This is a genomic window from Rathayibacter sp. AY1D9, assembly GCF_002932395.1.
Lineage (GTDB): Bacteria > Actinomycetota > Actinomycetes > Actinomycetales > Microbacteriaceae > Rathayibacter.
Genome location: NZ_PSVQ01000003.1, coordinates 165984 through 192163 on the forward strand (window position 1 = coordinate 165984; position 26180 = coordinate 192163).

Consider the following 26180-nt stretch of genomic DNA (forward strand, 5'->3'; position numbering starts at 1 on the left):
CTGGGACGGCCGCGGAAGGGCGGCGTCCGGACGGCACGGCGGCGTCTCGGAGCGGCAGGACGGAGCAGGCCGTGGTCAGCGGTCCTGCGGGTCCCCGCCGAGCTGGCCGATGGCGGGGAGGGGGCCGCCGTCGTCGGCGCCGGTGCGGCGCCAGCGGGCGATGGCGTTGCCCAGGTGGTAGATCACGAGGGCGGCGCCGGCGCCGAGGACGATGCCGCCGAGCTCGAAGCCGCCGGAGGAGAACGAGAAGCCGGCGATCGCGATCACGAGGGAGACCGCGGCGGTGTACTGGTTGACCGGGCGCGAGAAGTCGACGCGGTTGTCGATCCAGATCTTGATGCCGATCACGCCGATCAGGCCGTAGAGCGCGGTGGTGGCGCCGCCCAGGACTCCGGCCGGGATCGAGTTGAAGACGGCGCCGACCTTGGGCGAGAGGCTGAGCAGGATCGCGGTGACGCCGGCGACCCAGTAGGCGGCCGTCGAGTACACGCGCGTGGCCGCCATCACTCCGATGTTCTCGCCGTAGGTCGTGGTGCCGGAGCCGCCGAAGGCGCCGGAGAGGGTGGTCGCCACACCGTCCGCGATCAGGGCCCGGCCGGTGCTGGCGTTGGCGGAGGCGTCGGTCATCGTCGCGACGCCTCGGACGTGTCCGACGTTCTCGGCGATGAGGACGAGCACGACCGGCAGGAACATCGCGATGCCCGACCACGTGGATCCGGAGGCGAAGTCGGGGAAGGTGAACGGCGGCAGCCCGAACCAGTCGGCCGCACCGACCGCGGAGTAGTCGATCTCGTTCCGCAGCAGGGCGACGACGTAGCCGATGACCACGCCGAGGAAGATCGAGACGCGGCCGAGGAAGCCGCGGAGGAACACGCTCGACAGGATGATCGCGGCGAGCGTGATCGTCCCGGTGATCGGCGCCTGCTTGAAGCTGAGGTACGCGGTCGGAGCCAGGTTGAACCCGATCAGGGCGACGATCGCGCCGGCGACGACCGGGGGCATCAGCCTGTCGATCCAGCCCAGGCCGACGACCTGCACGAGGACGCCGACGGCAGCCAGGAGGAGGCCCACGGCGACGACTCCGGCGAGCGCCGACCCCGTCCCTCCGACGGTGGTCGCGGCCGTGACGGGCGCGATGAACGCGAAGCTCGAGCCGAGGTAGCTGGGGAGCCGGTTGCGCGTGATCAGGAGGAACAGCAGCGTCCCGACTCCGGAGAAGAGCAGGGTCGTGGCGACCGGGAACCCGGTGAGCACGGGCACGAGGAACGTCGCACCGAACATGGCGACGACGTGCTGGATGCCGATGGCGATCGTGGCCGGCCAGGCGAGCCGCTCGCCGGGGGCGACGACGGCGCCGGGCTCGACGGTGCGGCCGTCTCCGTGCAGGGTCCAGATGGGCATGGGGCTCCTCGGCGGGGAAGGGAGGCGGGGGTCGACGTTCACAGTAGCGAGGGGTCTGGCCGTGCCGCGGCACCCGACCTACGATCGGGCCATGGACGGAGCGCGGCGTCTCGGCGAGGAGGAGTTCTCCGCGCACCTCGCCGAGCGGGTCGCGCGGATCCGCGGGTCGTTCGGCGACCTCCCGCTCTGGGCGGTCTCGGGCTGGAGCGGTCCGCGGCTGCTGGCGGAGTGGACGCTGACGGGTGGCCCCCGGGGGCTCTCGTTCCTCGCCGACGAGGCGGTCCCGGGCGGGCCGGGGCCCTCCGTCGAGATCCGCACGACCCTCGGCGATCCGCGGCACGACGTCGCGCTGCTCTGCTGCCGGGAGGAGGCGCCCGTCTCGTTCGTGCAGCCGGAGGCGCTGCCCGCCCCCACGCGGATCGCGGAGATCCCGGTCGACGGGGCTCCGGAGCCCTTCGAGGTCTGGGAGGGAGCCGGGGCCGTGCGCGCGGCCGCCTGGGTGCGCGGGCACGTCCTCACGCTGGAGTGCCGCGGAGTCGATCTGGACGCTCTCGCGCTGGACGAGGTGGACGACATCGAGCCGTTCGTGGCCGGCTGGCTGGAGTTCGTCGGCGCCTCGCGGCGTTGAGCGCCGACCCGCGCTCCCGCGCTGCTGGGAGAGCGCGGAGTCCCGCCCGGCGCGCCGGTGAAAGATGTGCGCCGATCCCGGACAGGAGGGAGCATGAGGCACATGCCAGCTCCCCTCGCGGGTCCCGACCGGTTCGCCGCGGTCGCCGCCGCGGTCGCCGATCCCGTCCGCCGCTACCTCTGGCGGCGCACCGACTCCGCCACCGCCGACGACGTGCTCGCCGCGACGCTCTCGGTGCTCTGGCGCCGCAGCGCCGACGTGCCCGAGGACGACCCGGTGCCGTGGGCGATCGGCGTCGCCCGGCTCCAGCTGCAGAACGCCCGGCGGATGCAGCGCCGCCAGGTCATGCTCGCCCAGCGGATCGCGGTCGTCGATCCGCCCCAGGTGCAGATCGACGAGGGCGAGGCGTCGGGCGCGGAGGAGACCGTGCGCCTCGTGCTCGCCCGGATGCGCGAGCAGGACGCCGAGCTGCTGCGCCTCTGGGCGTGGGAGGAGCTCGACGTCCGCGGGATCGCCGCGGTCCTCGGAGTCACGGCGAACGCCGTCTCGATCCGCCTCCATCGCGCGCGGCGCCGCTTCGCCGAGCTCTACGACTCCACCGACCCGCACGCGCCCGAAGGGGGACTCCGATGACCGGAACCGACGACGAGGACGTCCGCCGCCTCCTCCGCACGGTCGACCCCGCGCGGAGCCTCCCCGCGCTCGACCGCGACGAGCTCGCCGAGCAGATCGCCGCCGCGACGGGCGAGGGCACGCGGACGGTGCACTCCCGCCGCCGCTCCCCCTGGCTGATCGTGGGAGTCGGCGCGCTGAGCGCCGGGGCCGCCGCCTCCCTCCTGCTGCCCTTCGCGCTCGGCGTGGGCGGGGGCAGCACCTCGACGCTGATCCTGCCGAGCACGGGCGGGCCGATGGCCGCGTGCTCGCCGGTGACGGCCGCCGCGCTGGCCCCCGCTCAGCTCGCGTTCCGGGCCGAGGTCCGCTCGATCGACGGGAGCACCGTCACCCTGCACGTGCTCGAGCGCTACGCGGGCGAGGTCGGCGACGGCGTCACGGTCACCCAGGGCAGGGAGACGGCGGTGGACGGGGCCCCGATCGTGTTCGAGACCGGGGTCGACTACCTGGTCGCGGCCGACGGCGACACGATCCTGACCTGCGGCCTCAGCGGTGAGAGCTCCCCCGAGCTCGCGGCGCTGTACCAGGAGGCGTTCTCGCGGCAGTAGGCGGAGGCGGGTAGCGGCCCGCGCGGGCGGTGGCAAGGGCCTCCCCGATCGGGGGGAGCGGCGCGCAGGCTGAGGCATGGGCCTCTCGGCCCTCCCCCTCCGGTCGCCCGGCGGCGCCCGCGGGCCCTCGGCGACGCCGCCCCGCCCGCCCCGCAGGAGGCCCGCATGCCGGTGTTCCGGCTCCTCGAACCGCTCCACGCCGCCGGCGTCGCGCTCGCCGACCTCGCGAGCGATCGGCTCCGCCTCCACGGCGACGGCTCCGACGTCCGCATCACCGCGGTGACCGTCGCGCACACCGAGGCGGGCCCCGGCGCCCTCTTCGCCGCGCTCCCCGGGAGGAGGAGCCACGGCGCCCGGTTCGCGGCCGACGCGGCGGCGGCAGGAGCGGTCGCCGTGCTCACCGACGCGGGCGGGCTCGACGAGGCCCGCGCATCCGGACTGCCCGTCCTCCTCAGCGACGACCCCCGCACCGCCCTCGGCCCGGTCGCCGCGCAGGTGTACGGCACGAGGAGCGGACCGGTGCTCCTCGGCGTGACCGGCACCAACGGCAAGACCAGCACCGTGCACCTCCTCGACGCGGTGCTCCGGCAGCTGGGCGTCGTCTCGGGGCTGAGCTCCACCGCCGAGCGCCGCAGCGCCGACCACGTGGTCGCCAGCCGCCTCACCACGCCCGAGGCCTCCGAGCTGCACGCGCTCCTCGCCCGGATGGCGGAGGACGGCGTCGAGGCGGCGGCGATCGAGGTCAGCGCCCAGGCGCTCGTGCGCTCCCGGATGGAGGGGATCGTGCTCGACGTCGCCGGGTTCACCAACCTCAGCCACGACCACCTCGACGACTTCGGCGACCTGGACGAGTACCTCCGCGCCAAGCAGCGCCTGTTCACGCCCGAGCGGAGCCGCCGCGGCGTCGTGGTCGTCGACACCGAGGCGGGGCGCCGGGTCGCCCGCGAGGCCTCCGTCCCGGTCGTCACGCTCTCGGCCGGGGACGGAGCCGACTGGCGGATCGACGTGCTCGAGACCGCGGTCGACCGCACCCGCTTCCGGCTCACCGCCCGCGACGGCTGGTCGACGACCACCACCGTCCCGCTCCTCGGCCGCCACATGGCCTCGAACGCGGCCCTCGCGCTGGTGATGCTGATCGAGGCGGGCCACGCGCGCGACTGGGTGGCCGCGGCGGTCGGCTCCGGGATCGACGTCACCGTGCCCGGGCGGACGCTGCTCGTGTCCGGCGCCGACGGGCCGCGGGTCTTCCTCGACTTCTCGCACACCCCCGACTCGGTCGCGCGCACCGTCGACGCCCTCCGCGAGGTGACGCCCGGCCGCGTGCTCGTCCTCCTCGGCGCCGACGGCGACCGCGACCCGAGCAAGCGCGCGCCGATGGGCCGGGCCGCTGCCGAGCGCGCCGACCTGGTGATCGTCACCGACCACCACCCGCGCTTCGAGGACCCCGCGCGGATCCGCCGCGCCCTGGTCGACGGCGCCCGCCGCGTCGAGCGCTGCGAGGTGCTCGAGATCGCGGAGCCGGCCGACGCCGTCCGCGCCGCCCTGCACCGGGCCGGCCCGTCCGACTCCGTCCTCTGGGTCGGCCCCGGCGACACCGACTACCGCGTGGTCGGCGCCGACGAACTCCCCTACTCGCCCCGCGCCGACACGGCCCGCGCGCTGGCCGAGGCCGGCTGGAGCGTCGACCTGCTTGACTGACCGGGTGTTCTCGACCCTCCCGGTGCGCCGCGTGCAGGCCCGACCCGAGCACCCCGCCGACCTCGCGCGGTGGCCCGCGACGCTCGCGCCCGTGCGGCAGGTGCTGGCCGAGGGCTGGGATCTCGGCCAGGTGACGGTGATCACCGGCGAGAACGGCTCGGGCAAGTCGACGCTGCTCGAGGCGGTCGCCCTCGCCTACGGGCTGAACGCGGAGGGCGGATCCACGGGTGCGATGCACTCCTCCCGCGCCTCGGAGTCGGACCTGGCCGAGCACCTCCAGCTGGTCCGCGGGGCCGGGGCGTCCAAGCGCGGCTTCTTCCTCCGCGCCGAGACGATGCACGGCTTCTTCAGCTACCTGGAGGAGGTGGGGATCGACGGCGGATACCACGAGCGGAGCCACGGCGAGTCGTTCCTCGACATCGTGGCGAACCGCTCCCGGATCAGCGGGCTGTGGCTCCTCGACGAGCCGGAGTCGGCCCTCTCGGTGTCGGGCTGCCTCGCCCTGATCGGGCAGCTGCGCGACCTGGTCGCCGGCGGCTCGCAGGTCGTCCTCTCCACGCACTCGCCGATCCTCGCGGCCCTCCCCGGAGCCGACCTCTACGAGCTCGACGAGACGGGCCTGCGCCCCTGCCGCTACGACGACCTCGACCTGGTGCGGACCTGGCGCGGCTTCCTCGACCAGCCGGCCCGCTTCCTGCGGCGACTGGAGTAGGCCGGCGGCCGCTCGGCCGCGCCGGAACGGGCCGTTCGTGTTCACCACGAAGGGAAGTACGTCGGCAGGCAGTCCCGTTCTCGCGGATCCCGAGCCGGCCGGGCGAAAGTCTCCGCCGGCACGAGCACTGTCAGGCCGCGGAGGCCGCCGCCGGTCGGGCGACCCGGGGCGCCCAGCCCACCGCGATCGCGGCGCCGGCGAGCGCGAGCTGTCCGAGCGGCGGCAGGATCGCCGAGACCAGGGAGCCGTCGCCGCCGGAGGTGACGAAGGTGTCGGCGACCGACATCCCGAAGCCGAACCCTGCGAAGAAGCGGAAGACGACGGCGCCGGCGACCAGGGCGAGCATGAGCACAGCGATCCGCCGCGGAGTGAGCGGCGACCTCCGGCCGACGAGGGCGCCGGCCGTCACGACGATCGCGGCGGCCGTCCAGAAGGCGGCCCACCCGGTGACCCAGATCGCGTGGGAGCCGAACTCGAAGCCGTCGCGCTCGGACATGGTCGCGTAGATCTCCGCCAGGGCCACGCCGGGGACCTTCGCCTGCGGATTCCAGACCAGCAGGTCGACGGCGCCCACCACCGTGACGCCCGCCACGAGCGCGAGGCCCGCGAGGGCGACGGGGAGGCGCTGAGCGCGGGTCGCCGTCCGCGGTGCGAGGGCGATGGTCCTCGAGCCGCCGAGGACGATCGCCCCGCAGACGAGTCCGGCGAGGGAGACGGGCAGGCCGACGAGGGCGAGGGGTCCGGGGAGGAGGAGGCCGGCCGCGGTGAGCACCGGGCCGACGACGGCGGCGACCAGGGAGATCCGCGCGAGCACCGTGCGGGCCGACGCCGCGGCGCCGAGGAGGTGGACCGCGCCGAGGACCGCGACCGCGACGGCGGCGACGAGCACCGCGGTCTGCACGGCGCCGACGGCCGCAAGGGCGGTGTCGGAGGCGGCACCCGGCTCGGGGACGATCCCGCCGCCGGTCAGCGCGATGCCGCTCAGCATCAGCGCCGCCGCGGCGAAGAGCGCGAGTCCTCGGCGGGCGAGGCGGCGCGGGAGCGTGCCCCGCGCCTCGCCGGTGTGCGCGGGCAGGTCGCGGTCGACGCTCACCAGCAGGGCGAGCGCTCCGAGGACGACGCCGCGCCGGGGCAGTCCCAGCTCGGCGGCCCCGGCCAGGTCGGCCCGCCACTCCTCGAGGTAGCGCTCGCGGGCGAGCGGGGGCAGCAGCAGCGACAGGAGCCGCAGGAGCGCGCTCACGCGGTCGCCTCCGCCGCTCGCGGCGCCGTCCGCGCGGTCGACCTCATCCGCTCGACGGCGGCCCGGGCTGCCGGGGCGCCCTCCGTGGTCAGCTCGTAGAGCCGGCGACGCGGGCCGCTCCGCTCGCTCGCGGCCTCCCACTCCGAGACCACCCAGCCCGCTCCCTCGAGCCGCTCCAGGATCGGGTAGACGCTGCCCGCCGGTCGCCCGGTGGCCTTGATCACGACCATGCCCCAGGTCGGGCCGTCGGCATCGAGGAGGGTCCGGAGGACGTCCGCCGTGGCGGGCGTGAGGCGAGGGAGTGGCTGCACGGGATTGAGGCTATCTATGTAGAGATAGCCGGGTCAACACAGGCGGGACGGCATTTCTAAGCAATACCGCTCTCTGGATTCTCAGCAGCCTGTCAGCCTCTGACATACTCCGCAGATGACCGAGTTCAACCCCGCCGTATTCCCCGGCTCCGCCCCCTCCGCTCCGAAGAAGACCGGCAACGGGCTGGGCCTCGCCTCCCTCATCATCGGAATCCTCGCGCTCATCGGCGCCCTTATCCCGATCGTCAACTACGCCTCGGGCTTCCTCGCCTTCATCGGACTCGTCCTCGGCATCATCGGCCTCTTCCTCAAGGGCCGCTCTCGCGGCACGGCCATCGCCGGCACCGTCCTCAACGTGATCGCGCTTGTCCTCTCGATCATTCTCGCCATCGTCTACACGGCCGGATTCGCGAGCGGCGTCTCGAACGCGATCGCCACCGCGCAGGCCGAGAGCTCCGAGGCCGCTGCCGTGCCGCGGACGCTCGTCTATGAGGTCACCGGCTCGGCTACCGCGGCCTCCATCACTTGGTCGACCTACGACGGAGGAACCTCCGGCTCCGAGCAGGCCACCGGTCAGGCGCTCCCCTTCACGAAGGAGCTGCAAGTCCAGACCGGAGGCGACTTCACCTTCCAGAGCTTCACGCTGACCGCCTCGAACGGCAGCGATGACGAAGGCGAGATCAGCTGCCGAATCACCCTCGACGGCGAGGTCATCGCCGAGCAGACCAGCACCGGGGCCTTCGCGTCGGCGCTCTGCTCGGCGACCCCGGAGTAGCCGCCGTGCGTAAAGCCCTTTTCCCTGCAGCTCTCAGTGCGGCAATGCTCCTCCTGACTGCCTGCACGGCTTCCGCGCCCGCAGCAGCTCCGGCCGAGTCGACGACCCCTGCACCTGCGGCGCCCGCGACACCTGCGTTCGTCGAGCTCGACACCGCACAAGCGGCGTCCCGTTATCTCGACCTCGTCTGCCCCAACAACATCGCGATCAAGAATCTGAGCGACGCCTTCTCATCCGGCGAGGACGAGCTTCTGAACGGTGGCGACCCGGACCCTTCCGGCGTGCACGCCGCTGCGTCTGCTCGGCTCGATCTGACAAGACGGACACTCACGCTCCTGGACGACTCGTACTACCACTGGCCGAGCGATGTCTCCGAGCAGATCGCGACGATCCGCGGCTCCTACATCGCCGAGATGTCCACTCTCAACACGATGGCCAACTCGGCCGATTTCAGTGACGCCTATTACTCGACGTTCCCTGAGGCCACGACTGAACAGCAGAGCGCCGGACAAGAGGTCCGCTACGCGCTGGGCATCGATCCGGACACGGTCGCCAGCTGTGTCGGGCACGAGAACGGGATCGACGCTCTGACGTCCGAGAAGGAGCAGCGGGATGCCGGAGCGTAGCGCCTGATCGAGAGGCAGCGATCGGTGGGCGCGTGTTCCCGGAGACGGTCGAAAAGGGGACCGAGGGCTCCGACGCCGACCAGGCGACGTGTTCGCAAGCGGGAGCCCTCGCGCTGACCGTCCGCCGCCGGCCCTCGCGCCGCTAGCCGGACCCCGCACGCAGAACGTCGGCCGAGAGCAGCCGCCCTCCACCCTCGGGGGACGGCGGGCACTCTCAGCCGACGGTCTGCGCGCGAGCGCGGGGACTACTTGCGGAACATCCGCGCCGTGGTCTCGAAGAGGCCCTTCACGGGGCGCTGCTGCTCGCCCTGCTGGGCGCCGAGGACGATGATGACGGCGGTCAGCACGGGGATGGCCCACTGGGTGACCTTCTGCACGCGGAGGGCCGTGGTCAGCTCCTGTGAGTTGTGCTCCGACGCCTCGGTCACGCCGGGGGCGCCCTCGTCGGCGTGCTTGGCCTGCGTCGCTCCGGCGACCGCGGCGATCACCGAGGCGGCACCGGCGAGCCCGGTCACGACGGTCTTGACGACGGTGTTCGTGCGGCTCTCCTGCTGGTTGGCCAGGCGGGTCTTGTTGGCGAGGACGAGTCCGATGCCGCCGACGCCGTGGGCGGCGATCGCGGCGAGCTGCACAGGGGTCCAGCGGGCCCAGCCGTTCGAGGAGAGGCGGAGGCGCTCCGCCGGGTCGGACGAGGTGGACGCGGCGCCGTTCAGGCCGACGGCGCCCATGAGCGAGCCGCCGAACCAGGCGGCGGCTCCGAGGTCGTGGAGACTGCGGACGAGGGTGTTGCGGGAGGGCATGTGGGCCTCTTCTCTGCCGGCGGCGGACGTCGGCGGTGGTCGGCTGGTGCGGACTCCTCCGACGCTACGCGCGCCCTGGAACCGCGCACGGGGCTTGACCTCTCCCCCTCCGACACGCTCCGCTGGAGGTCACCGACCGACCCGGACCGACCGACCCGAGGAGCCCCGCGATGCCCACCGACGACGAGAAGCGGACGACCCGCGACGAGTTCCACGACGCCGTGAACATGACCGCGAAGGAGCTCGAGGAGTGGCTCGGCACCGACGAGTCGAAGGAGGTCGGCCAGAAGCCGGAGGGCGGCGGCGAGTCCGTCGGCCACGAGAGCGGGCGCCGCATCGTCGACCTGCTCGGCACGAAGCAGGCCGACCTGAGCGACGACGACTACGCCCACATGACGAAGGTCGTCGGCTACGTGCACCGGCACGCGAAGCAGCGTCCCTCGGGCGATGTCACCGAGACGAAGTGGCGCTACTCCCTGATGAACTGGGGCAACGACCCGCTGAAGGGCTGACCCGGTCCGAGAGCTGCGCTCAGCACATCCCGAAGAGGTTGCAGAGGGCGCCGCGGTCCTGGATCGACTCCATGCCGCCCGGCTTCTGCACCTTCGGCAGCTCGTAGGAGGCGGCGACCGTCTGCACGCCGGCGGACGAGGCGGCCTGCACGGGAGCGGCGGCAGGAGCAGCGGCGGGAGCGAGGACGGCTCCGAGGGCGAGTGCGGCGGCGGCGAGGATCGGGGCCATGGTCGTTCTCCTGTGATCGAGGGGTGCGATCGGCTCGACCGCTCCACCAGCATGGCGACGCCCCGTCGCACCGCTCCTGTACGAAAGACCAGTCCGCCCTTGTACGGAAGGCCGACGGGGCTCGGAGAAGGCTTCGGTACCCTGGTCCCGTGGTGGGGACGACGCGGTGGACGAACGACGTGCGGACGCTGCCCGGCGGCTGGATCACCCGGTCCCTCCTCCTCGGCTCCTTCACGCTCCTCGTCGTCATCGACCTGATGGGCGGCAGCGTCGACCTCACGTCGGTCCGCGGCTGGATCGAGCTGGCGCTCCCCTACCTGCCGCTCCTGGCGCTGCTCGCCGGCGCGATCCCCGCGGCGGTCTCGCTCTACCTCGTCTACGCCGTCGTCCTGATGCTCGGCGCCCCGCCGCTGCTGCTCGCGGCGCTGATCTTCCCGACCATCGTGGTGGTCGGCTTCGTCACCTTCCTCCTCCCCTGGCGCGCGGGGCTCGTCTTCGTGCTCGGCACCCTCGTCCTCCTGCCCGCGGTGCTGCTCGTCGACCGCGCCATGGGCACGGCCGTCTACGTCCTGGGCGCGTTCGTCCTCTTCGGCGGCACCGCCGGGCTGGGCCTGAACGCCTTCCGGGGCCGCAGCGAGCGGAGCGAGCGCCGGGCCGACCGCATCCAGGAGGAGCAGGCGCGGATCCGCAACGAGGAGCGGACCCGGCTCGCGCACGAGCTGCACGACATCGTCGCGCACGAGGTCACCATCATCGCCATGCAGGCCCGCCGCGCGACCTCGGTCGAGGACCCGGCCAAGACCGAGCGCATCCTCGAGAGCATCGGCGACGCGGCGCAGCAGGCGCTGCAGGATCTGCGAAGCCTCGTGACGCTCCTCCAGGACGAGGACGAGGCAGGCGCTCCCGCCCGCGGCGACTCCGACCTGCTCGGGACCCCGGAGGTCTCGGGCGCCACGACCACCGCTGTCGGCTTCGTCCACGACGTGCGGAACGTCGCCGACGCGATCGAGCGCGCGGGCTTCCGGGTCCGCCTCGACGTGGCGGGCTCCGTGGCGCAGGTGCCCGCGAGCCTCCGCCAGGTGCTGCGGCGCACGGTCCGGGAGCTGGGCACGAACGTGCTCAAGCACGGCGACACCGCCGGTGAGGTGCAGCTCCGGCTCGAGGTGTCGGGGGGCGAGGTGCAGCTGAGCTCCTCCAACGCGATCGCCTCCGCGGCTCCGATCGTCTCCTCGCACCTCGGGATCGAGGCGATGTCGGCCCGCTGCGCCGTCTTCGGCGGGCGGCTGGACGCGGGAGCCCGCGGCGGCCGCTGGACCACGACCATGACCATCCCCCTCGAGGGCCGGGCGTCCGGTGCGCTCGTCGCGGGGGCGACCGACGAAGGACGAGAGCGATGACCCGCGTGCTGCTGGTGGACGACGAATCGATGACCCGCGAGATCCTCCGCGACTACCTCTCGCAGGACCCGGCGATCGAGGTGGTGGGCGAGGCCTCCGACGGGAGGATCGCGGTGCAGCAGGCGGCGACGCTCCAGCCCGACCTGATCCTGATGGACATGCAGATGCCGGTCATGAACGGCGTCGCTGCGACCGAGCGGATCCACGCCGAGCACCCGGGCATCGCGATCCTCGGGCTCAGCACGTTCACCACGGACCGCTACGTCGTCGACCTGCTCCGCGCGGGCGCCTCCGGCTACCTGGTCAAGGACACGAAGCCGCGGGAGATCATCGCGGCGGTGCACGCGGTGCTCGCGGGCGAGTCCGTGCTCTCCGCCGAGGTCACGCGCCACGTGGTGAAGGGGCTCGAGGAGTCGGTGCCGGCGGAGACGGTGCCGGACCCCGATCTGCTCGAGGCGCTCACCGAGAAGGAGCTCGAGGTGATCCGCCTGCTCGCCCGCGGGATGAGCAACCGCGAGATGGCGCAGGAGCTGTTCGTCACCGAGTCGACCGTGAAGGCGCGGTTCGTGAAGGTGATGGAGAAGCTGGGCGTGCGCGACCGGGTGCAGATCCTGGTCTCGGCGATCGAGCACGGGCTCGTCGACCTGGGGACGCGTCCCGGCCGGAGCTGATCGAGCCCGCCGGATTCAGCCCCAGCCGACCACGTCGGCGACGGGCCGCACGAGCCCCGCGACCGCCCGCTCGAGCGCACTCTCGTCGACCGCGGCGAGCGCCGGCTCCGGATCGAGCACCAGGGCGCCGCCCCAGCCCATCACCTCGTACTCCACCAGGGTGCGCGCGAGCGTCTCGGGCGACCGCCAGGCGCGGAGGAGGTTCGCCCGCGCGAACGCGTGCGCGGCGCGTGCTCCCTCCCCGTGCGCGGCGCGGCCGTCGAGGACGGTGCGCAGCACGGTCTCGAGGGTCGGGATGCCCTGGCCGGCCGGGGAGACGACCTGCCAGGTGAGGGAGGGGCGGCTCGAGCGCAGGCCCCGCGCGACCTGGGCGACCGCATCGCCGCCGGCGGAGCGCAGTGCGGCGGGGACGAGCGGTTCGGCCCCCGCGGTGAGGCGGCACAGCGCCAGGAATGTCGCGGCGTGGCCGACCTCGCCGGACGGGTCCGCGCCGGTGACGATCGTGCTCTCGTAGCCCTGCTCGCGGGACTGGTGCAGAGCGCTCGGCAGCGGAGCCGCGGCGGGCACGGAGACGGGCCGGGACGTCTCGCAGACGGCGCGTTCGGGCCCGACCACGGCGAGCACCGGATCCCCGGCTCCCTGGGCGCGCTCGAGCGTCAGGGCGGTCCAGGCCGCGGCGCCCTCCGGAGGGAGCACCGCGGTGAGGCTCTGCGCCCCGGCCGTCGCCGTCCACGCGAGCGAGACCGCTCCGGGGGGAACGGCCGAGCGGAGGCGGGCAGCGCGGTCGGGCCCGTCGTCTCCGGCCGGGTCGCGCCAGCCGAGGGCGACGACGGCGAAGCGGGAGCGCTCGTCGACGACGGCGAGCGGGGGTGCGGCGGTCATGGGCTCCTCCTTCCTGGAGGGGTGGAGGCGGCGGGAACGCCCAGTGCGGCGAAGGGCTGCTCGGCCAGGCGGGCCGCGGCGTCCGCGAGCAGCGGGCGCGGCGGCCGCGCGGCGAGGGAGTCGACGAGCTCGCCCGCGAAGCCGGGCGCACCGCGCAGCAGGGCATCCCGGGCGACGGTGCGGGCCAGACGCTCGTCGTCGTGCACCAGCCGCTCCGCACGCAGCACCGCGCGATGCCGGGCGTGCTCGAGGGCGGAGTCGTCGCTCACCGCGAGGGCGCGGAGGCGGTGCCACGGATCGACGGGCACGGCGGTGTCGTCGACCAGCACGAAGAGGTCGTCGGCGACGGTGTCGCCCGGGCCGAAGAGTCCGGCGCTCGCGTCGAGTCCGGCCTGCGCAGCGAGCGCCTCGGCGGCGATCAGGTCGCCGAGCAGCTCGTCGGAGACGCGGGTCGACGGCGCGGCGGCGGTCGCGGCGAGCCGGCGGGCGGCGGGCTCGGCGCGGTACTCGGGGCGGGCCGTCCCAGGTGGGACGGCGACCGGTCCTGCCGCGCGATCGGGCGCCTCCGCGAGGGCCGCGACCAGGCGGTCCAGGAGCCGGGCGGGGTCGTCGGCCGTGACGCCGACCAGCACGGAGCCGGCCGGGCTGTAGTGGCGCCGGTGCAGCGCGCGCAGGACGGGCTCGGTCGCGCGGCCCTCGAGGTCGAGGTCGCCGCTGCCGTCGTGCGCGTTGGGGGCGTCGGCCCAGTAGCGGGCGGTCAGGTGCGGCCACGGCAGCACGCCGCCCGGAGCGGGGGCGAGGCGCGCGGCCCGCTCAGAGGCGACCGCGCGGATCTGCTCCGCGATCTGCTCCGGCAGGAAGGCGGGGCGGAAGACCTGCTCGACGAGCCGCTCCGCGATCACGGCGGCCGACCCGGGAGAGCCCGTCTCGAAGAACTCGGAGTAGTCGAGGTGGGTGTGACCGCCGAGGACGCCGCCGCTCTCGGCGACGCGGGTCTGCCGGACGAGACCGGCGACCCCCTCGCTGTCCTGGTAGACGAGGTGCTCGATCAGGTGCAGCATCCCCTCCTCGCCGTCGCGCTCGTGGCGCATACCGGCGGGCACGGCGAGGGCGACCGAGTCGTTGCGGACCTCCGGCCGGTGCACGACGAGCGCGCGGGCGCCGGAGGGCAGGGCGGCGGACAGGGTCGGGACGTCGCGGGCGCTCATTCCGCCCGCTCCCCCAGCTGTGCGGCGGACAGGCGCAGCAGCAGCCGCGCCTGATCGCTGCTGGCGCCCCCGGAGCGGTGCCAGTCGACGGCGTGCTGGGCCAGCCGGAACGCGGTGCCGACGCGCAGCAGCTCGGCGTCGTGGTCCTCCTCGAGCGAGAGTCCGCGGCGGAGCGCGTCGAGGGCCGGGCGGAGCGCGGGGTGGAAGGCGTGCAGCTCTGCGAGCTCCCCGAGCACCCAGGCGGCGTCCCAGACCGGGTCGGCGAGCCCGACGTCCTCGCCCGTGAGCAGAGCGACGCGGGTCCCGCCGACGACGAGGTGGGCGAGGCCGGGGTGGCCGTGGACCACGACCGCGGCCGGCGAGGCGACGACCGCCTCCGCCCAGTCGGCGAGCTCGAGGAGACCGCCGGCGCCGAGCTCCTCGGCGGCGGGCGCCCAGCCACCGGCGAGCCAGCCGCGGGCGCGCTGCAGCGGACGCGGAGGGAGCGGCTCCCCGGCGGGCCGGGCGCCGTGGAGCGCGTCCAGCGCGCCCTTCCACTCGCGGCCGACGGAGACGAGCGCCTCCTCCGACAGCTCGTGGAGGAGAGCGGGCAGCAGGGCGCGGGCGGTGGTGCGGTAGCGGCGGATCGACGGGTCGGCGCCTCCCGGCACGATCCGGGGATCGGGCGCTGCGAGGCGGACGGGCACCGGCGAGAACGGCAGCGGCGCCTGCTCTCCGAGGCGGCGGGTCCAGACGGTGGTCCCGTCGGGTCCTTCCGAGAGCTCGGTGACGAGCAGCCCGGTGACGAGGGCCCGCGGAGGGGCGGTGGTGCTCACGCCGACCTCGCCTCCTCCGCGGCCGCCGGTGCCGTGCGCAGCGACTCCAAGTGGCGCAGCACCGCGGGGAACGCGGGCGGCACCCAGGCGAGCGCCGTGTCGCTGGACTCGCTCGGCCCGGGCACGGGGTCGATGACGGTGAAGTTGGCCGGCTCGCGCAGCAGCGCGAGGGTGGACTCGACGACCGGGTTGCCGAGCGCCCGCGGCGGCAGCGACGGAGCGATGCACACCGGCGCCTCCGTCGTGAGGGCCGCGAGCAGCGACGGGGAGTCGGTGATGCCGTGCGCGAGGCGCGAGGCGTAGTCGAGGGTGGCCGGGTAGATCAGGATGAGGTCGGCCCACTCGGCGAGGTCGACGTGGGCGACGACGATCTCGTCGTCCCAGCGGTCGTCCTGGATCCGGCCGCGCAGTCGCGACTCCAGGTTGTGCCGGGTGGTGAAGCGGTAGGCCGAGTCGCGGACGAGCACGCGGAACTCGGTCGCCGGAGCGGCGGCGCGCGCCCACTGGATCCAGTAGGGCATGACCTGGGTCATGGCGGAGCCGGTCAGGACGAGGGCCACCCGGGAGTAGCCGAAGCGGCCGAGCGAGAGGTCGGAGAGTGCGGCGCTCTGCGCACCGGGCGGGGTGGTCATGGCGGTCTCCTCAGAGGGCGGCGGGCGGGAGGGCGGATCGGGTCGCGGCCGGCGGTGAGGACGGCGGCGGACGAGCGGACCGTGCCCGCGGAAAGGGCGGACGGGGATGGGCGGACCGTGCCCGCGGAAAGGGCGGACGGGGATGGGCGGACGGCACGCGCCCGGGAGGGGCCGGGGCGACGCGGTCGAGGACCGGTCGCCCCGTGCCCGTCAGCACCCTGCGGTGAGGGTGACGCCGATGATGACGCCGGCGCAGAACGGGGTGGTGGCGGGCGCCTCGGAGGCGGCGTCGGTGCCGATCTCGTCGGCGGCGGTGAAGGTGTCGTGGGCGGTGGCGAGCTCGGCGAGGTCGGCGGACTGGACGGTCTGGGCGGTGATGGTCGACATGGTGTTCTCCTTGGATGAGTGGTGGCGGCGGATCCGCCGGGTCGTGCGGGGAGTGGTGCGGGTGGTCCGGCCGGAGGGCCGGGGAGCGGGTGCTGCGGGAGCACCCGGGCGGGAGGAGGGCCGGGTCAGCAGCCCGCGCCGAGGGTGGCGCCGACGATGATGCCGACGCACAGGGGCGTGGTGGCGGGCGCCTCGGTCGCGGCGTCCGAGCCGAGCTCGTCGACGGTGGCGAAGGTGTCGTGCGCTCCCGCGAGGGCGGTGAGGTCGGCGGACTGGGCGTCGGTGGAGATGGTGGTCATGATGTGTCCCTTTCGTGGAGTACCTCGGGCTGAGGTGGTGGTCCCCTCGGGATCGAGGGGAGGTTCGTGGGGCCCTAGCGGGCGGTGAGTCCCGGGCGGTCCGGGTCGATGCGCGCGGCGCGGGCGGCGTCGGCCCAGGCGTCGGCGGCGGGGATCGTCTCGGCCGAGGAGCGCAGGAGCGCTTCGGCGAGGACGCGGGAGCGGTGCTGGCCGAAGCTCAGTCCGCGGTAGGAGGAGCGCTCGTCGGCCGGGTCCTCGGCGTAGGCGAGGCCGTCGGCGAGCCTCTCGGCGAAGGCCGAGACGGCGGTGCGGGGCGAGGGCCGGGCATCGAGCAGCGGAGTGACCCTCCGGGCGACGTCGTCGGCGGAGTCGGCGGGCAGGTAGACGACGAGGGCGTCGGAGCGGGGGAAGGCCCGCGGGTCCGAGAGCGCCTTGGCCTGGTGGCGGGCTCCGGAGGCGGCGAGCGCCTCCAGGAGCGGGCCCCACAGGGCGAGCGCGTCCTCCGCCGAGTCGGCGACGAGCGAGAGGCGCACGACCCGGTCGGCGGGATCGAGTCCCATCGGGCCGAGGGCGAGGAGGTAGCCGGGAGTGGTGCGGGTGCGCCAGCTCGGCAGCCGGACGCCGGCGACGGCCCCGTCGGCGGAGCGGACGAGATCGACCTCGGGCACGAGGACCCGGACGCGGCCCAGCTCGACGACCCGGCGCTCCTCCCCCTGCACGGTGGCGGAGCCGAGCACCCCGGAGGGAGCGGGCTGCAGGACCGTGCGGTGCGGGATCGCGTCGATCAGCCGGGGGGCGAGGTCCTGGCCGTCGCCTCCGGCGGTCTCGCCGAGCAGCGGGTTCCGGAGGTGCAGGTGGGTGTAGACGGTGGCGGCGAGTCGGGCCCGCAGCTCGATCGGCCCGGTGGCCTCGATCACGGTCCCGTCGACCTCGGCCCGCAGCCGGGCGGCGTCGACGCTGATCACGGCCTCGTCGAGGACGGAGCGGGTGGTGAGGGCGGTCATCGCGGGCTCCTGTCGAATCCGAGGGCGGTGGAGTAGGCGGAGGGGGCGAGCAGGACGCGGCGGCCGATACCGGCGGCGGCCCGCTCGATCCCGGGGAGGCGGGAGACCATCGAGGCCCGGGCGAGGGTGCGGTCGACGAGGTGCCAGCCCAGGTGGGCGGTGGCGCGGACGGCGAGGGCGTCGTCCGCGCCGGCGGTCTCGGCGGCGTAGGCGAGCCACATCCGCCGGATCCTCGGGACCAGTGCCGCCATCCGCTCCGCGATGCGGGCGTCCGCGGCCGCGGTGTCGAAGGCGAGGGGAGGAGCGGAGGCGCCCTCCCGGGTGGTCACGGTGTCGAGCACCGCGCGGTGGATCCACTCCCCCGCCAGCGTGCCGAGGTCGCGGGCCGGATCCCCGATCCCGAACTCCTCCCAGTCGAGCAGCTGGAGGCGCCCGTCGCGGAGGTGGAACTGGTCGAGGCGGAGGTCGCCGTGGATCGGGGCCGTGCGGTTGCCACTCTCCCACTCGCGGAGATCCTCCGTGGCCGAGACGAGCTGCTCGTCGTGCTGCAGGTCGCCCCAGAAGGCGAGCTCGGCGAGGGTGAGGTCGACGTAGCGGGTGTGCGGGATGCCGACGCGCAGCATCTCGACGGGAGGGCTGGGGTGCGAGGTCGCGGTGAGGCCCGCCGCCGGGCCGGCGTGCAGCCGGGCCAGGAGCCGGCCGGCCTGTTCGGGGAAGTCCGCGGGGACGCGCTCCTCCACGAGCAGGAGGGCCAGGCTGGTGCCGGGGCAGTGCTCGAACACCAGCAGGGAGTCGTCCTCGTCGGCCGCCAGCAGGCGGGGTCCGGCCGGGGCGTGCTCGGGGCTCCGGGCGGCGAAGCCGGCGAAGTCCCTGGAGCGGCGGAAGGCCGCGGGGCCCGCCGTCCGGGGCGAGACGTGCTTGACGAAGACGCGGGCGCCGTCGTCGAGGGTCATCGTCCACGACGCGTTCCGGCCGGCGAAGGCGGGGCGGTCGATCGCGGCGACGCGGTGGCGTCCGCCGCCGAGCAGCCGCTCGGTCGAGGCCGCCGCCCGGAGGGCCGCCGGATCCGCGGGGCGGTGCCCGGGGGTCGCGGGGCGGAGCCCGGGAGTCGCGAGGAGAGTCACGATCGTGTCCTTCGGTCGGTCGAGCGGATCAGAAGAGGTAGGTGACGACGAGGTAGGCGCCGCCCGCTCCCCCGACGAGGAGGGCGGTGTTGACGAGCAGCTTCTTGAGGGGCGAGGGGCGGGTCGAGGCGGTGCGCGAGGTGGTCATGGTGGTGTCCTTCCGAGGGGTGGTGGTGGTGGATATCGGGAGCCGGGCCTAGGAGGCGTCGGCGGCCTTGAGGGAGGCGCGGAGCGAGACGCGGGAGCCGGTGCGGAGCGCGTTGTTGCGGTAGACGCGGACGACCAGGCGGAACAGCAGCGGCACCGTGATCGCGGCGACGACGGCGGCGATCACCATCTCGGGGGTGCCGACCGAGTCGAGGCCGAAGCGCATCGGCATCAGGTAGGAGGAGAAGAGGGGGACGAAGGAGAGCGCGTGCACCCAGGCCTCGTCGAGGTTCGCCGGCACCACGTAGAGCGCGATGATCAGCAGCGCCATCTGCACGACGGAGAGCGGCATGGCGGCGGTGCCCAGGTCCTCCTGCCTCGACACGGTCGAGGCGAGCAGGGTGCTGAGGAGCGCGAAGAGCACGTAGCCCTGCAGGAACCAGACGAGGAACCAGACCAGGCTCGGGCCGAGCTCGATCTCGAGGACCGACCACCCGCCGACCACGCTGAACCCGCCGACGACGGCGCCGCCGATCACGAGCAGCTGGGCCAGGGTCACCAGGCCGACGCCGATCATCTTCCCGGCGAGCAGCGGGGCGACGCCGATCTTCGTCAGCAGGATCTCGACGATCCGGGACGACTTCTCCTCGACCACCCCCGAGGCCAGACTCGACGAGGAGTAGACCATCGCGGCGAGCAGGGCGCTGATCATCGCGGTCGCGAACAGGATCCGGGTGTCGAGGACCACGGTCCCCGCCTCCCTCGTCGCGTCGACCAGGAACCAGCCGCCGATCCCGGCGCCGAGGCCGGCGATCGCGGCCAGCGCGAGGGTCGCGGTGAGGATCGTGCGGTTCCCGGTGCGGGTCAGGATCTCGCGGCGGACGATCGTCGCGGCTCCCCGGGCCGGCGTCGGAGGAGCGGAGCTCTCGGCGGTCCGGGCGTGGGCGGCGCGGGGGTGCGTGGTGGTCATCGTCCTGCTCCTTGGATCTCGAGGCGGCGCTCGGCCGCAGGGGTGGAGGCGGCGGTGAGCCGCTCGGACAGCAGCTCGGTCAGCGAGCGCTGCTCGGTGCGGATGCTCCGGAGGCCGCCGTGGCGGGTGAGGGTCGCGAGCACCTGCTCGGGGACGTCCCGGCCGCTGCCCTCGATCGAGACGAGCAGCGACTCCGGCTCACCGGGGACCGGCTCGGCCGACAGTCCCGGTGTGACGCCGAGCTCGGCGACGAGCAGGTCGTCCAGGGGGCGGGAGAACTGCAGCTGCCAGCGGCTGCGGCCGTCGTCCTGCAGCTCGGCCACCGCTCCGCTCGCGGTCACACGGCCGGAGTCGAGCACGCAGACGGTGTCGCAGAGGCGCTCGACCAGGTCGAGCTGGTGGGAGGAGAAGAGCACGCCGACGCCGCGGGCGGACTGCTGCCGGATCAGGCCGGCCATCGTCTCCACGGCGACCGGGTCGAGCCCCGAGAAGGGCTCGTCCAGCACCAGGAGCGACGGATCGCCCACCAGGGACACGGCCAGCTGCACGCGCTGCTGGTTGCCGAGCGAGAGGTCCTGCACCAGCGTGTCGGCCCGCTCGGCCAGGCCCAGCGCGTCGATCACCTCCTCGGCGGTCTCACGGGCTCCCCGGGCGTCGTGCCCCTCGAGCAGAGCGAAGTGGATCACCTGCTCGCGGACCCGCATCTGCGGGTAGAGGCCGCGCTCCTCCGGCATGTAGCCGATCGAGCGGCGGTCCTCGGCGGTGATCGGCGCGCCGTCCCAGGTGATGGTCCCCGTGTCGGGGGTGAGCAGGCCCAGGATCAGCCGCATCGTCGTGGTCTTGCCGGCGCCGTTGCCGCCGATGAAGCCGACGATCTCGCCGCGGCCCACGGACAGGTCCACGTCGTGCAGGACCCGGTGGCCGCCGAATGCACGGCTCACGCCGCTGAGCTGAAGCCCTCGCATGTCATCTCCTCGAAGTCGTTTCTCTTGACTCCTCAGACGCTACGGACGCTCTCGCGACGGGCTCCTGTACTTCGGTACAGCGCCGAGGTGGCCGAAAGTGCAGGTCCCGCATCACCGGACGTGCAGGTCCCGAGGCGGCCGCGCGTGCAGGTCCGGGGGCGGTCCGGGTGCGGGCCGCCTGCGTCCCGAGCACGACGGACGCCCCCGTGCTCGTCCGGTCGGCGACCGGAGCGCACAGGGGCGTCCGTGGAGGAGGAGGGGCGGGGTCAGGCCGTCGCGCAGCTCCCGTCGACCTCGCCGATGACGCCATCCGTCACCGACACGACCGCGCAGTTCGGGTAGCCCCGCTGCGGCCGGTGCGCGGGGTCGAGCGCGCGGAGGATGCTCCCGAGCACCGCTCCGTGCGTCACGACCAGCACGTCCCCGTGCTCGGCCGCCGGCGCGAACCGCGCGATCGCGGCCTCCACGCGGGCGCGCACGGTGGCACCGCTGTCGGCCCGGCCGGAGGGGTCGTGGCGATGGATCGCGTCGAGCACCGAGTCGAGACCGGCGTCGGTCATCCGCGGCCAGTCGGCGGAGGCGGGCACGTAGGAGTAGCCGTGGTCGGCGAACACCGGCTCCCAGAGCGAGGCGTTCGGCTGCCCCTCGAAGGCGCCGAAGTGCCACTCGCGGAGCTCGACCATCGGCTCGGCCTCGAGCGACGGGTGCCCGGCGAGCGCCGCCGCCGCCGTGGTGCGGGTGCGGGTGAGGTCGCTCGTGAACGCCGCGACGAGCGGCACCTCGCGCATCCGCTCGCCGAGGGCCGCCGCCTGGCGCTCGCCGCGCTCGGTCAGGGGCGAGTCGCACCAGCCCTGCAGCTGGCCGGCGACGTTGAAGAGGGTCTCGGCGTGGCGGACGAGGTGGATCGTGCCGCTCACGGGCGCTCGCTCGCGGGCGTCGTCGGGCGGGCGGGGGTGGTGCGGTGCATGCGGTTCTCCGGGGTCAGCGCGCTACTCCGGAGCGGCGCGCGCGATGTGGAGGGCCAGGAAGGCGACCTCCTCGTTGGGCAGGGCGGCCTGGTACTCGGCCGCCACGAAGGAGCGGACCCGCTCGGCGGAGGCGATCGCGCGCGGGTAGCGGGCGCTGAGGCTGGTGAAGAGGAAGTCGTCCTCGCTCTCGAGCAGGCCGCCCGAGAAGAAGCGCTCGGCGAAGTACTGCAGGTGCGCCACGAAGCGGGCGGAGCGGAGGTCGTCGCGGTCGAGCGCGGCTCCACTGGAGTGCTGGATGATCGCGGTCACCGAGCGGATGAGCTGCACGATCCGGAGCGAGTCGATCCCGATCTTGCCGAGCTCCGCGTTGGCGAGGTGGAAGGCGACGTTCGCGGCCTCGTCGGCGGGCAGCTCCACGTCCAGGCGCTCGCGCATCCGCTCGACCGCCCGCTCCCCCACCGCGTACTGCACGGGGTAGACCGTCCGCATCTCCCAGGCCAGCCGGTTGGCGACCGAGAGCCCGCGCCGCTGCCGCTCCACCGCGAAGTGCAGGTGGTCGGTGAGCGCGAGGTACACGTGCGGGTCGAGCTTCAGCCCCTGCTCCTCCGCGTCGGCGACGACCGCGCGGGTGAGCTCGACGAACTCCGGCGGGATCTGCGCCAGGAGCTCGACGAGGTTGCGCCGATCCGAGTCGTCCAGCGCCACGAACACCTGGTCGACGCTCGAGGGCTCGATCGCCTCGCCGGCCTTCGCTCCGAAGCCGATCCCCCTGCCCAGGAGCACGCGCTCGACGCCGCGCTCGTCGACGACGAGGACGACGCTCGAGTTGAGCACCTTCTTGATGGTCTGCATGCGTGTCTCCGTCGACGGCCGCGTCAGGGCTGGGGTGGGGGTGGCGGGGCCTCTGCCCGGAGAGCCGGACGGCGCCTCCGGGCAGAGGAGGATCATCCCAGATCCGCGCCGTTGGAGGCGATGACCTTCTGGTACCAGAAGAACGAGTCCTTCCGGTAGCGCTCGGTGCTGCCGTGGCCGAGGTCGTCCATGTCGACATAGACGAACCCGTAGCGCTTCGAGATCTGCGAGCTGGAGGCGCTGATCAGGTCGATCGGCGCCCAGCTCACGTAGCCGAGCAGCTCCACGCCCTCGTCCACCGCCTGGATCATCTGCTCGAAGTGCGCGCGGAAGTAGTCGATCCGGTACGGGTCGTGGACCCGGCCGTCCTCGGTCAGCTCGTCGCGCATCCCGAGGCCGTTCTCGACGATGAACAGCGGCTTGCCGTAGCGGTCGTAGAGGTCGATCAGCGAGATCCGCAGGCCGACGGGGTCGATCTGCCAGCCCCACTCGCTCGACTCGAGGAACGGGTTCTTGACGCCGAGGACCGTGTTGCCGGGGGTGCGCTCGGCGTCGGGGCGCACGGACTCCGTCATCGACATGTAGTAGCTGAACGAGATGAAGTCGACGGGGTGCTCGCGCAGCAGCTCGACGTCGCCCGCCTCGAACGGGATCTCGACTCCGCGGCTCTCGAGCGCCCGCAGCGCCAGGCGCGGGTAGGCGCCGCCCGCCTGGACGTCGGTGCAGAGGTAGAGCACCCGCTCCTTCGCCTGCGTCGCCGCGACGTCGTCCGGGTGGCAGGTGTTGGGGTATGTGGTCAGCATCGTGAGCATGCAGCCCATCCGCGACTCGGGCCACAGCTCCTTCAGCGTCCTCGTGACTGAGGCGGAGGCGACGAACTGGTGGTGCAGAGCCGTGTAGCAGGCCTGCTCCACGCTGCCCTCGACGGTCTCCTCGATGATCCCGCCCGAGGTGAACGGGTGGCGGATGATGCCGTCGATCTCGTTGAAGGTCAGCCACATGTCGACGAGGTGGCCGAAGCGCTCGAAGCAGGTGCGGGCGAAGCGCTCGAACAGCCCGATCGTGCGGCGGTCGACCCAGCCGTTGTGCTTCAGCGCGAGCGCGAGCGGCGGGTCGTAGTGCGAGAGCGTGACCAGCGGCTCGATCCCGAGGCGCCGCATCTCGGTGAAGAGGGCGAGGTAGTAGGCGATGCCCTCCTCGAGCGGCTCCGCCTCCTCCCCCGTCGGGTAGAGGCGGGTCCAGGCGATCGAGACGCGGAGGGTGGTGAAGCCCATCTCGGCGAACAGCGCGAGGTCGCCGGGGTAGCGGTGGTAGAAGTCGATGCCGCGGCGCTTGGGGTAGTACTCGGTGTCGTCGTCGGACATCGCCGCCGTGATGCTCTCCACCGTGTTGCGGTGGTGGATCGCGTACTCCTTCGGGTCCGCCTTCGGCTTGTAGGAGGCGACGTCGCTGACCGCCGGGCCGCGCCCGCCCTCGCGCCACGCGCCCTCGACCTGGTTGGCGGCGAGGGCGCCGCCCCATCGGAATCCGTCAGGAAGCGCCATCGGCGAGCTCCTTCTCTCTCTGCGTCACGGTCATGATCCGGTCGCCGGCGGTGATCCGCTCGGCGGCCTCGACGAGCACGGTGTACTCGGCGGAGTTGGTCACGAGCACCGGGGTCGTGGTGTCGTAGCCGGCCGCGGTGATCGCGGCCAGGTCGGCGGCGAGGAGGAGCTGCCCGGCCTCGACCCGGTCGCCGACCGCGACGTGCGCCTCGAACGGCGCGCCGTCCAGCTGCACCGTGTCGATGCCGACGTGGATGAGCACCTCGACGCCGTCCGCGCGGCGCAGCCCCACGGCGTGGCGGGAGGACAGCAGTGCGATGACCTCGCCCGCGAACGGCGCCCGGACGGCTCCGTCGGTGGGGCGGATCGCCAGCCCCTCGCCGAGCACGCCGGCCGAGAACACGGGGTCCGGCACCTCCGAGAGGGGGATGACGGAGCCGGTGAGCGGCGCCTGCAGCGCGAGCGGGCTCCCGGCGGCGGCCGCCACATCGCCGAGCGCCTGGACGCTGGCGGAGGCGTCGTCGCGCCAGATGACGAAGGAGACGACGAACGAGACGGCGACCGAGATCAGCAGGCCGATCACGGCGTTGAGCAGGTTCCAGGTGTTCAGCCCGTCGATGAACATCGAGATGCTGGCGACGCCGGGGCTGACCAGCGCGAACGCGGCGACCTGCGTGGCGCCGATGTAGGCGCCTCCGACGACGCTGCCCGTGATGACGGAGACCAGGGCGCGCTTGTTCTGCAGCGTGACGCCGTAGAGCGCCGGCTCGGTGATCCCGAAGAGGGCCGAGAGGCCGCCCGAGAAGGCGGTGGCGCGGAGGGTCGCGCTCTTGGTGCGCAGGGCGATCGCGAGGCTGGAGCCGGCCTCCGCCGCGTTGTGGGCGAGCGAGGAGGCGAGGTAGAAGGTGTCCTTGCCCGCGCTGGCGATCGTGGCGATGGTCGGCGGGATGAACGCCTTGTGCATGCCGACCGAGATGATCAGCGGGAGCACGCCGGCCAGCAGCGCGACGGCCACCCAGCCGAGCGCCCCGTAGAGGCCGATCATCGCGCCGGTGAGCATCGAGCCGAGCCAGTAGCCGAGGGGGCCGAGCAGGAAGATCGTGGCCGGGGCGACGATCACGAGGCACATCAGCGGCACGTAGAACGTGCGGATCGGGCCCCACGAGTGCTTTGTGAAGAAGCGCTCGACGACCGAGAGCAGCAGCACGGCCAGGATGGCCGGGAACACCTGGGCGTTGTAGGCGATGACCGGCACCGGGATGCCGAAGAGCGCGACGCCGCCCTCCTGGTTGAGCAGCGTCGTGAACGCCGGGAAGACCAGGACGCCGACGAGCCCGAGCGCGAGCGGCCGGTTCACGTCGAGCTTCTTCGCGCTCGTGTACGCGACGAGCAGCGGCAGGAAGCCGAACACCGCGTCCGGGATGGCGGACAGCAGCTTGAAGTTGTCGGAGGCCGGGTCGAGCCAGCCCAGCGCCGAGGCGAGGACGAGGAACGACTTGAAGATGCCGGCGCCCGCGATGGCCGGGATGATCGGCGTGAAGACGCTGACCACGAAGTCCATGATCGTCGCGCCGAGGCGCTTGAGGGACCGCGGCTGCTTCGCCTGCTCCGCGGATGCGGTGGTGCCGCCGCGCAGCTTCTCGACCGCCGCGTACATCTCGCTGACGCCGCTGCCGACGATGACCTGCGTCTGCGGGCCGGTGACGACGCCGATCACGCCGGGCACCGCCTTCAGCGCCTCGACGTCGGCCTTCGCGTCGTCCGCCAGCGCGAACCGCAGACGGGTCGAGCAGTGCTGCAGCTTCGCCACGTTGGCGGCGCCGCCGACGTGCTCGAGGATCGCCTTCGCGCTCTCCTGGGTACTCATCGGTACTCCTCCGGGTGTGTGGGGACGCGCGCTTCCCTGCGCTGTGCTGCCCGGCCGTCCGTCGCCGTCCCCGCCCCCTCCGGCACCGTCATCGGTGCTCCGGCGGAGCGTCAGGAGGCGTCCGGGCACAAAAAAAGGACCCGACGACGCTCAATACGCGTTTCGTCGGATCCTGCCTGCACGACCAGTCACATGTCCGGGAGCGCGACACGGATGAGCGACTGATTTGAGCGGGATGGCTGGTGCTCCGCTACTGGGAGCACCAGGATCCGGATGAGGTAGCGGCAGATGTGGAG

29 protein-coding genes are annotated in these 26180 nt (G+C 73.6%); 10 read left to right on the plus strand and 19 right to left on the minus strand.

The window, feature by feature from the left end:
* Positions 1-75: 75 nt before the first annotated feature.
* Positions 76-1401, minus strand: coding sequence for a uracil-xanthine permease family protein (locus C5C50_RS03310; RefSeq protein ID WP_104246990.1), 1326 nt, complete (start codon positions 1399-1401; stop codon positions 76-78).
* A gap of 91 nt (positions 1402-1492) precedes the next feature.
* Here C5C50_RS03310 and C5C50_RS03315 point away from each other — a divergent pair, with 91 nt between their 5' ends.
* The 5 genes from C5C50_RS03315 to C5C50_RS03335 all read left to right on the plus strand — a co-directional run bounded on the left by C5C50_RS03315 (position 1493) and on the right by C5C50_RS03335 (position 5659).
* Positions 1493-2029: a hypothetical protein gene (locus C5C50_RS03315; RefSeq protein ID WP_104225957.1), complete on the plus strand. Its 537-nt coding sequence runs from the start codon at positions 1493-1495 to the stop codon at positions 2027-2029.
* 102 nt (positions 2030-2131) lie between these two features.
* A complete protein-coding gene (locus C5C50_RS03320) occupies positions 2132-2662 on the plus strand; it encodes an RNA polymerase sigma factor (protein ID WP_160033683.1) in 531 nt (176 codons plus the stop codon).
* Positions 2659-3249: a hypothetical protein gene (locus C5C50_RS03325; protein ID WP_104237812.1), complete on the plus strand. Its 591-nt coding sequence runs from the start codon at positions 2659-2661 to the stop codon at positions 3247-3249. Before C5C50_RS03320 ends, C5C50_RS03325 begins: the two co-directional genes overlap by 4 nt.
* 165 nt (positions 3250-3414) lie before the next feature.
* Positions 3415-4947 carry a Mur ligase family protein gene (locus C5C50_RS03330; RefSeq protein WP_104272818.1) on the plus strand — a complete coding sequence of 511 codons (1533 nt, stop codon included), beginning with the start codon at positions 3415-3417 and terminating at the stop codon, positions 4945-4947.
* A 4-nt stretch (positions 4948-4951) separates the two neighbouring features.
* Positions 4952-5659 (plus strand): AAA family ATPase, encoded by a 708-nt coding sequence (locus C5C50_RS03335; protein WP_104268547.1) that lies wholly within the window; start codon positions 4952-4954, stop codon positions 5657-5659.
* Between the two features lie 130 nt (positions 5660-5789).
* Here the strand turns inward: C5C50_RS03335 and C5C50_RS03340 are convergent, their stop codons facing one another.
* Both C5C50_RS03340 and C5C50_RS03345 read right to left on the minus strand, forming a co-directional pair.
* Positions 5790-6899 (minus strand): hypothetical protein, encoded by a 1110-nt coding sequence (locus C5C50_RS03340; protein ID WP_104246985.1) that lies wholly within the window; start codon positions 6897-6899, stop codon positions 5790-5792.
* Entirely contained in the window at positions 6896-7210 is a 315-nt protein-coding gene (locus tag C5C50_RS03345) for a PadR family transcriptional regulator (protein ID WP_104261035.1), read from the minus strand. Before C5C50_RS03345 ends, C5C50_RS03340 begins: the two co-directional genes overlap by 4 nt.
* Positions 7211-7325: 115 nt before the next feature.
* Between C5C50_RS03345 and C5C50_RS03350 the strand changes: the two genes are divergently transcribed.
* Both C5C50_RS03350 and C5C50_RS03355 read left to right on the plus strand, forming a co-directional pair.
* Positions 7326-7985: an MmpS family transport accessory protein gene (locus C5C50_RS03350; protein ID WP_104261034.1), complete on the plus strand. Its 660-nt coding sequence runs from the start codon at positions 7326-7328 to the stop codon at positions 7983-7985.
* Positions 7986-8029: 44 nt separating this feature from the next.
* Positions 8030-8611, plus strand: coding sequence for a hypothetical protein (locus C5C50_RS03355; protein WP_104257117.1), 582 nt, complete (start codon positions 8030-8032; stop codon positions 8609-8611).
* A gap of 245 nt (positions 8612-8856) precedes the next feature.
* Here C5C50_RS03355 and C5C50_RS03360 read toward each other — a convergent pair whose 3' ends face one another.
* Complete coding sequence (locus C5C50_RS03360; RefSeq protein WP_104225963.1) at positions 8857-9411, minus strand: hypothetical protein; 555 nt, start codon at positions 9409-9411, stop codon at positions 8857-8859.
* Between the two features lie 170 nt (positions 9412-9581).
* On the opposite strand from C5C50_RS03360, the gene C5C50_RS03365 reads away from it, so the two are divergent.
* A complete protein-coding gene (locus tag C5C50_RS03365) occupies positions 9582-9923 on the plus strand; it encodes a DUF3140 domain-containing protein (protein ID WP_104246984.1) in 342 nt (113 codons plus the stop codon).
* A 19-nt stretch (positions 9924-9942) separates the two neighbouring features.
* On the opposite strand, the gene C5C50_RS03370 is transcribed toward C5C50_RS03365, so the two are convergent.
* Entirely contained in the window at positions 9943-10152 is a 210-nt protein-coding gene (locus tag C5C50_RS03370) for a hypothetical protein (protein ID WP_104225965.1), read from the minus strand.
* Positions 10153-10301: 149 nt separating this feature from the next.
* On the opposite strand from C5C50_RS03370, the gene C5C50_RS03375 reads away from it, so the two are divergent.
* Both C5C50_RS03375 and C5C50_RS03380 read left to right on the plus strand, forming a co-directional pair.
* Positions 10302-11549: a sensor histidine kinase gene (locus tag C5C50_RS03375; RefSeq protein ID WP_258059356.1), complete on the plus strand. Its 1248-nt coding sequence runs from the start codon at positions 10302-10304 to the stop codon at positions 11547-11549.
* Positions 11546-12220, plus strand: a complete 675-nt coding sequence (locus C5C50_RS03380; RefSeq protein ID WP_104225096.1) for a response regulator transcription factor — start codon at positions 11546-11548, stop codon at positions 12218-12220. Before C5C50_RS03375 ends, C5C50_RS03380 begins: the two co-directional genes overlap by 4 nt.
* Positions 12221-12235: 15 nt before the next feature.
* Here C5C50_RS03380 and C5C50_RS03385 read toward each other — a convergent pair whose 3' ends face one another.
* The 14 genes from C5C50_RS03385 to C5C50_RS03440 form a co-directional block, all read right to left on the minus strand.
* Positions 12236-13102 carry a hypothetical protein gene (locus C5C50_RS03385; protein ID WP_104225097.1) on the minus strand — a complete coding sequence of 289 codons (867 nt, stop codon included), beginning with the start codon at positions 13100-13102 and terminating at the stop codon, positions 12236-12238.
* Positions 13099-14310: a pitrilysin family protein gene (locus C5C50_RS03390; protein ID WP_104246981.1), complete on the minus strand. Its 1212-nt coding sequence runs from the start codon at positions 14308-14310 to the stop codon at positions 13099-13101. The genes C5C50_RS03385 and C5C50_RS03390 overlap by 4 nt, the downstream gene beginning before the upstream one ends.
* Positions 14307-15125, minus strand: coding sequence for a hypothetical protein (locus tag C5C50_RS03395; RefSeq protein WP_104225968.1), 819 nt, complete (start codon positions 15123-15125; stop codon positions 14307-14309). Before C5C50_RS03395 ends, C5C50_RS03390 begins: the two co-directional genes overlap by 4 nt.
* On the minus strand, positions 15122-15757 hold the full coding sequence (locus tag C5C50_RS03400) for a flavoprotein (RefSeq protein WP_104225100.1): 636 nt from the start codon (positions 15755-15757) through the stop codon (positions 15122-15124). Before C5C50_RS03400 ends, C5C50_RS03395 begins: the two co-directional genes overlap by 4 nt.
* Positions 15758-15967: 210 nt before the next feature.
* Positions 15968-16144 carry a hypothetical protein gene (locus tag C5C50_RS16840; RefSeq protein WP_181027123.1) on the minus strand — a complete coding sequence of 59 codons (177 nt, stop codon included), beginning with the start codon at positions 16142-16144 and terminating at the stop codon, positions 15968-15970.
* A gap of 125 nt (positions 16145-16269) precedes the next feature.
* Positions 16270-16443, minus strand: coding sequence for a hypothetical protein (locus tag C5C50_RS16845; RefSeq protein WP_181027122.1), 174 nt, complete (start codon positions 16441-16443; stop codon positions 16270-16272).
* Between the two features lie 74 nt (positions 16444-16517).
* Positions 16518-17447 (minus strand): T3SS effector HopA1 family protein, encoded by a 930-nt coding sequence (locus C5C50_RS03405; protein ID WP_104256260.1) that lies wholly within the window; start codon positions 17445-17447, stop codon positions 16518-16520.
* On the minus strand, positions 17444-18571 hold the full coding sequence (gene lxmK / locus C5C50_RS03410) for a class V lanthionine synthetase subunit LxmK (RefSeq protein WP_258066405.1): 1128 nt from the start codon (positions 18569-18571) through the stop codon (positions 17444-17446). The genes C5C50_RS03405 and lxmK overlap by 4 nt, the downstream gene beginning before the upstream one ends.
* Before the next feature lie 196 nt (positions 18572-18767).
* On the minus strand, positions 18768-19688 hold the full coding sequence (locus tag C5C50_RS03415; protein ID WP_104225127.1) for an ABC transporter permease: 921 nt from the start codon (positions 19686-19688) through the stop codon (positions 18768-18770).
* On the minus strand, positions 19685-20629 hold the full coding sequence (locus tag C5C50_RS03420; RefSeq protein ID WP_258059358.1) for an ABC transporter ATP-binding protein: 945 nt from the start codon (positions 20627-20629) through the stop codon (positions 19685-19687). The genes C5C50_RS03415 and C5C50_RS03420 overlap by 4 nt, the downstream gene beginning before the upstream one ends.
* Before the next feature lie 290 nt (positions 20630-20919).
* Complete coding sequence (locus C5C50_RS03425; protein WP_104272819.1) at positions 20920-21570, minus strand: histidine phosphatase family protein; 651 nt, start codon at positions 21568-21570, stop codon at positions 20920-20922.
* A 72-nt stretch (positions 21571-21642) separates the two neighbouring features.
* Positions 21643-22473, minus strand: coding sequence for a PRD domain-containing protein (locus C5C50_RS03430; RefSeq protein ID WP_104272820.1), 831 nt, complete (start codon positions 22471-22473; stop codon positions 21643-21645).
* Positions 22474-22565: 92 nt separating this feature from the next.
* The gene (locus C5C50_RS03435) at positions 22566-24017 is read right to left on the minus strand and encodes a glycoside hydrolase family 1 protein (RefSeq protein ID WP_104272821.1); all 1452 of its coding nucleotides are present in this window, start codon (positions 24015-24017) and stop codon (positions 22566-22568) included.
* Positions 24004-25884 (minus strand): beta-glucoside-specific PTS transporter subunit IIABC, encoded by a 1881-nt coding sequence (locus C5C50_RS03440; RefSeq protein ID WP_104272822.1) that lies wholly within the window; start codon positions 25882-25884, stop codon positions 24004-24006. The genes C5C50_RS03435 and C5C50_RS03440 overlap by 14 nt, the downstream gene beginning before the upstream one ends.
* Positions 25885-26180 lie beyond the last annotated feature (296 nt).